This window comes from Streptomyces phaeochromogenes (assembly GCF_001418655.1).
GTDB classification, from domain to species: domain Bacteria; phylum Actinomycetota; class Actinomycetes; order Streptomycetales; family Streptomycetaceae; genus Streptomyces; species Streptomyces phaeochromogenes.
In genome coordinates this window covers 20,836-27,244 of record NZ_LIQZ01000282.1, presented here as the reverse complement: position 1 = coordinate 27,244, position 6,409 = coordinate 20,836, and the positions used below count along the sequence as shown (strand labels likewise).

Genomic DNA, 6,409 nt, shown 5'->3' with positions numbered 1-6,409 from the left:
TCCCGTCCCTTTTCGGGGGCCGGCCCCCGAAAAGGGACGGGAATGGGTAGGGGCGGGGGCGAGGAACGTCGGACTCAGTCGTCCTTCGACAGGCGGGTGATGCCCGCCACGCGGTACGCGTCCGCCTCATCCAGCGTCTCGTTCTCCAGGAGCGCCGCCGCGAGGGCGTCGAGCTGGGAGCGGTGGGTGCGGAGCTTCTCGCACGCCTCCTCGTAGCACTCGTCCACGATCCGCCGCATCTCGTGCTCGATCGTGTCGAGGGTCTCCGGCGCGGCGGAGAGCCCGTACGCCTGCTGGGCGTCGCCCGGAAGGGCGGAGAGGCGGCCGACGCGTTCGCTCATGCCCCAGCGCGCGACCATGCCACGGGCGATGTTGGTGACCTGCTCCAGGTCGTTCTCGGCACCGGTCGTGACCACGTCGAAGACGACATGCTCCGCCGCCATGCCACCCAGGGCCCCGATGATCCGCCCGCGGAGGTACCCCTCCGTGTACGCGTACCGGTCGGCGTCGGGGGTGGAGAGCGTGACCCCCAGCGCCCTCCCGCGCGGCACGATGGTGACCTTGCGGACCGGATCGGCGCCGGGCTGCAGCATGCCGAGGAGGGCGTGCCCGCTCTCGTGGTAGGCCGTGCGCCGCCGCTCCTCCTCCGGCATGACCAGCGGCCGTTCCGCACCCAGCTGCACCTTCTCCAGCGCCTCGGAGAGGTCGCTCCGGGTGACCTGGGACTGCTTGCGCTTCACCGCAAGCAGCGCCCCCTCGTTCGCGAGGTTGGCCAGCTCCGCACCGGTCATGCCCGGCGTCGTACGGGCGATCTGGCCGAGGTCGACGTCCGGCGCGAGCGGGATCTCCCGGGTGTGGATCTCCAGGATCGCCTCGCGGCCGGCCCGGTCGGGAGGCGAGACGTTGACGACCCGGTCGAAGCGGCCGGGCCGGGTCAGCGCGGGGTCCAGGACATCGGCCCGGTTGGTCGCCGCGACGACGATCACGCCCTCGGAGCCGGAGAAGCCGTCCATCTCGGTGAGGATCTGGTTCAGCGTCTGCTCGCGCTCGTCGTGGCCGCCCATGCCGGAACCGCCGGCCCGGGCCCGCCCGATCGTGTCGATCTCGTCGATGAAGATGATCGACGGAGCCACCTTGCGGGCCTCCGCGAACAACTCCCGTACGCGCGAGGCGCCCACGCCCACGATCATCTCGATGAACTCCGACGCGGAGGCCGAGAAGAACGGCACGCCCGCCTCCCCGGCGACCGCCCGCGCGAGCAGCGTCTTGCCCGTACCTGGCGCACCCGCGAGCAGCACCCCGCGCGGCATCTTCGCGCCCATCCTGCGGTAGGCGTCAGGGTTCTTCAGGAAGTCGACCACGTCGTTGAGCTCACCCTCGACCTCGTCGATACCGGCCACGTCCGCGAACGTCGTGCGCTCGGCGCCGGGCTGCAGTTCGACCGGCTTGGGTGGCGCCTTGCGGCCGAGCATGCCGCCCGCGCCGCCGAGTCCCCCGCGCATCCGCCGGGCGATGAAGATCCACAGAACGACCAGCAGCAGCATCGGCGCCAGCGAGATCAGCAGATTCGCCAGGAGGCTGCGCTGCTGGACCACCGGCACGGCCGTCACGGTGACGTCGTGCTTGTCCAGCTGTTCCCACAGCTCGTCGTCCGCGAAGACCGGGCGCTGGGTCTTGAACTTGGTGTACTTCCCGTCGTCCCCGGGTTTGTCCTGCGCCTTCTTGAGCTGGCCCTGGATCGCGTCGCCCTTGGAGTAGATCTTGCTGACGTTGCCGTCGTCGACCTGCTTGCTGAACTCCGTGTACGAGATCGTCGGCTCGTCGCCCTCGTTGAAGAAGGACAGCCCGAGGTAGGCGATGAGGAAGACGAGCAGGGCGGTGAGGGCCAGGCCCCACCAGCCGCCGCGCATCCGCCTCCCACCACCGGGCGACGGCTTCGGCGGCTCCTCCTCCGGAGTGCCCTCGGAGCGCCACGGCCGGTCGGGGGCCTTGCGCGGCGGCACAGGGTTGCTCATATCCGGACGTTACGATACGAAGGCCGCACCAGCATGTGCACAGAGGGCGGCACCGACACCCAAGGCCCGGCACCCCGCCCCCATCACCCATCACCCATCACAAACGAGGCTGGGGGCGCCCTTCCAAAGAAGGGCGCCCCCAGCCTCGTACAGAAGAGTCGTCAGCCCATGAACTTCTTGAACTCGTCCGGGAGCTCGAAGTCCTGCGGCTGCTGGCCGCCCGGGAGGCCGAAGGCGCCACCGGCCTGGCCCGCGGCGTCGCGGCGCGCGGCGGCCTCTTCCTCCTGCTGCTTGCGCTTCATCGGGTTGCCGGAGCGCTGCTTGCCCTTGGCCTTCTTGGGCTGCTTCTTCGTCCGGCCAGGGCCGCCACCCATGCCCGGCATCCCGGGCATTCCCGGCATGCCGCCGCCCTGGGCCATGCGGGACATCATCTTGCGGGCCTCGAAGAACCGCTCGACCAGGCCCTTGACCGCGCTGACCTCGACACCGGAACCCTTGGCGATACGGGCACGGCGCGAGCCGTTGATGATCGTCGGCTCCTGGCGCTCGCCCGGGGTCATCGACTTGATGATCGCGGCCGTGCGGTCGACGTCACGCTCGTCGAGGTTGTTGATCTGGTCCTTGATCTGGCCCATGCCGGGGAGCATGCCGAGCAGCTTGGAGATGGAGCCCATCTTCCTGACCTGCTCCATCTGGGCCAGGAAGTCGTCGAGCGTGAAGTCCTGGCCCTTCTTGGAGGCCAGCTTCTCGGCCATCTGCTCGGCCTCTTGCTGCGAGAAGGTCTGCTCGGCCTTCTCGATCAGCGTGAGCATGTCGCCCATGCCGAGGATGCGGGACGCCATGCGGTCCGGGTGGAACGCGTCGAAGTCGTCCAGCTTCTCGCCGTTCGAGGCGAACATGACCTGGCGGCCGGTGACGTGCGCGATGGAGAGCGCGGCACCACCGCGGGCGTCGCCGTCGAGCTTGGAGAGGACCACGCCGTCGAAGCCGACGCCGTCACGGAAGGCCTCGGCGGTGTTGACCGCGTCCTGACCGACCATCGCGTCGACGACGAAGAGGATCTCGTCCGGCGAGACCGCGTCGCGGATGTCCGCGGCCTGCTGCATCAGCTCCTGGTCGATGCCGAGGCGGCCGGCGGTGTCGACGATGACGACGTCGTGCTGCTTCTGCTTCGCGTACTCGATGGAGTCCTTGGCGACCTGGACCGGGTCACCGACGCCGTTGCCCGGCTGGGGGGCGTAGACGCCGACCCCGGCGCGCTCGGCGACGACGCTCAACTGGGTCACCGCGTTCGGGCGCTGGAGGTCGCAGGCGACGAGCAGCGGGGCGTGCCCCTGGCCCTGGAGCCACTTGCCGAGCTTTCCGGCCAGCGTGGTCTTACCGGCACCCTGCAGACCCGCGAGCATGATCACGGTCGGCGGCTGCTTGGCGAAGCGCAGCCGACGGGTCTCGCCGCCGAGGATGCCGACGAGCTCCTCGTTGACGATCTTGATGACCTGCTGGGCGGGGTTCAGTGCCTGCGACACCTCGGCCCCGAGGGCCCTCTCCTTGACCTGCTTGATGAAGGCCCGCACGACCGGCAGCGCGACATCCGCTTCCAGCAGGGCGATACGGATCTCGCGCGCGGTGGCGTCGATGTCCGCCTCGGACAGGCGCCCCTTGCCGCGAAGGTTCTTGAATGTCGCTGCGAGGCGATCGGAGAGAGTGTCGAACACGGCGGTCGCGAATCCTCAAGTAGGGGGCAGGGGGGCAGGTCCGCCCTCCAGGGTATCTGTCCGCGCCAGGAAGGGTCTCCACCCCGTCACAGGGTTCCGGACACAGAGCCCCTTCAGGGGTGCGGGGCCGTGGCATCGTGCGGCTCCGCCGCGTGGGCGCGACCAGCCACGGCCGACCCGCAGCCATCGAACCACCCGCCACCGGAACACTCACTCCCGCAACGTGTCCTCCAGCGCCCGGGCGACCGAAGCCGCCTGCTCCCCCGGCAACGGCGACCCGTCGGGCCCCGTCACATAGAAGGCGTCCACCGCGTTCGCGCCCAGCGTGGAGACATGCGCACTGCGGACGCGTACATGCGCGTTCTCGAGGGCCCGCCCGATCCGGTGCAGCAGCCCGGGGGCGTCATGCGCACGCACCTCGATGACCGTGGCGAGCCGGGACGCGGCGGCGGCCACGGACACCCGGGCGGGCGGCGCCACGATCCCCCGCCGGCGCGGATACGCGGCGTCCCGCTCGGCGAGGCGTCCCGTGATGTCGAGGGAGCCGTCGAGGGCGCGTACGAGATCGGCGCGCAGGCGGGCGGCCTGCGGCAGTGAGCCGTACTCGGCGGCGACCCGCCAGTTGAGGAGCAGCACGGATCCTGAGACGCCGTCGGGCAGGTCGAGAGCCCGCAGCTCCGCCGTCCGCACCGTGAGCCGGTGCATGGCGAGGACGCCCGCGACGGCCGGCAGGACGCCTTCCTGGTCCGGTACCGCGATGAGCAGTTCCACACCGAGGGGCTCCGGGTCGCCGGACGGCTCCTCGGCGGGCGGCTCGGTCGGCGGTTCGGTCTGGGCGCGCAGCGCGAGTACGGGTCCGCCGGTGCGGGCCGCCTCGATGGCGAGCCGCTCCTGCTCGGCGGTGGGCGCGGCGGCCTCGGGCTCCTCGGGGATGTCCCCGGCGAGCACGGCGGCGACCCGCTTGACCAGGTCGGCGACGAGGGAGGCGCGCCACGAGGACCAGGCGGCGGGCCCGGTGGCCAGCGCGTCCGCCTCGGTCAGCGCGTGCAGCAGTTCCAGCGTGCCCTGCGAGCCGACCGCCTCGGCGACCGAGCGCACGGTCGCCGGGTCCTCCAGGTCGCGCCGGGTCGCCGTCTCGACGAGCAGCAGGTGATGGCGTACGAGCGTGGCGAGCACGGCGACGTCCGTGCGGTCGAAGCCGATCCGGGCGGCCACGTCCTTCGCGATGATCTCGCCGGCCACGGAGTGGTCGCCGGGCCAGCCCTTGCCGATGTCGTGCAGCAGGGCGGAGACCAGCAGCAGGTCGGGGCGGTGGACGCGGCGGGTGAACTCCGCGGCGCGGACGGCCGTCTCGATCAGGTGGCGGTCGACGGTCCAGATGTGGACGGCGTTGCGCTGCGGGCGGCAGCGGACGCGCTCCCAGTCGGGCAGCAGCCGGGTGATCAGGCCCTCGGCCTCCAGGGCCTCCCAGACCTCGATGGTCGAGGGGCCCGAGCCGAGCAGCGTGACGAGCTGTTCGCGGGCCTCGGCGGGCCAGGGCGTGGGCAGCGGGCGGACCCCGGCGGCCATGCGGCGCACGGCGTGCAGGGAGAGGGGCAGGCCCGCCTGGGCAGCCGCGGCGGCGGCACGCAGGGGAAGTACGGGGTCGCGGTCGGGGCGGGCGGCGCGGGCGAGGACGACCTCGCCGTCCTGCTCGACGACGCCCTCGGCCAGCGGTGAGCGCTCGGCGGTCGGCTTGCCGCCGCCCAGCATGGCGCGCAGCCGAGGCCGTACGGCGCGCGACCGCAGCACGCGCCCCACCTCGCGCCAGGTGACATCGCTGGCGTACGAGACGACGCGGGCGGCCTCGTACACCTGGCGCAGGAGTGTGTCGGCGTCGAGCAGGCCGAGTTCGGCGGCGACCTGGTCCTGCTCCTGGAGGGAGAGGCGGTCGGTGGCGCGGCCGGTGGTGAGGTGCAGGGCGTCACGGACGTCGAGGAGGCGCCTGCGGGCGTCGGCGAGGCCCTCGCGCGGGGCGTCGGCGAGCCAGGAGGCGGCGACGGCGCGCAGCGCGGTGGCGTCACGCAGGCCGCCGCGGGCCTCCTTGAGGTCGGGTTCGAGGAGGAACTGCAGCTCGCCCTGGCGCTCGGCGCGCTCGGCGCACAGTTCCTGGAGTTCGGGGAGACGTTTCGGCGCCTGGTTCCGCCAGTCGGCGAGGACGGCTGTGCGCAGTCCGGCGGTGAGGCCGAGGTCGCCGGCGAGGTGCCGGGCGTCCAGCAGCCCGAGCTGGACCTTGAGGTCCTCGCCCGCGGTCTTGCGTGCCTCGGCGGGCGTACGGACGGAGTGGTCGAGGTCGAGGCCGAGGTCCCAGATCGGATACCAGATGCGGTCGGCGAGGGAGGCCACCGCGCCGGGGTCGGCGCTGCCGTCGTGCAGGAGCAGCAGGTCGAGGTCGCTGCGCGGGGAGAGCTCACCGCGGCCGTAGCCGCCGACGGCGACGAGCGAGATGCCGCGCAGTTTGTCGGCGCCCGCGTCGAACAGACCGGACAGCCAGTCGTCGGTCAGTTCGGCGAGGGCCGCACGGCGCGGCGGCCCGGACCGCGCCCCCTCCTGGAGGAGGCGCAGCCGGGCCGCCGCATAGCCGCTGGGTCCCGAGTCCTCTGCTTCCGTACGCACGTCCGTACTCGTCACCCAGTGGCT

Annotated in this window: 3 protein-coding genes; all 3 read right to left on the bottom strand. The window is 72.1% G+C overall.

The genetic code is table 11. From position 1 onward, the window contains the following. Window positions 1–74 precede the first annotated feature (74 nt). Window positions 75–2,015 carry an ATP-dependent zinc metalloprotease FtsH gene (gene ftsH, locus AOK17_RS32705; protein ID WP_079053410.1) on the bottom strand — a complete coding sequence of 647 codons (1,941 nt, stop codon included), beginning with the start codon at window positions 2,013–2,015 and terminating at the stop codon, window positions 75–77. Between the two features lie 161 nt (window positions 2,016–2,176). Further along, window positions 2,177–3,730: a signal recognition particle protein gene (ffh, locus tag AOK17_RS32700; RefSeq protein WP_055616197.1), complete on the bottom strand. Its 1,554-nt coding sequence runs from the start codon at window positions 3,728–3,730 to the stop codon at window positions 2,177–2,179. A gap of 210 nt (window positions 3,731–3,940) precedes the next feature. Beyond that, a complete protein-coding gene (locus tag AOK17_RS32695; protein WP_055616196.1) occupies window positions 3,941–6,400 on the bottom strand; it encodes a [protein-PII] uridylyltransferase in 2,460 nt (819 codons plus the stop codon). Window positions 6,401–6,409 lie beyond the last annotated feature (9 nt).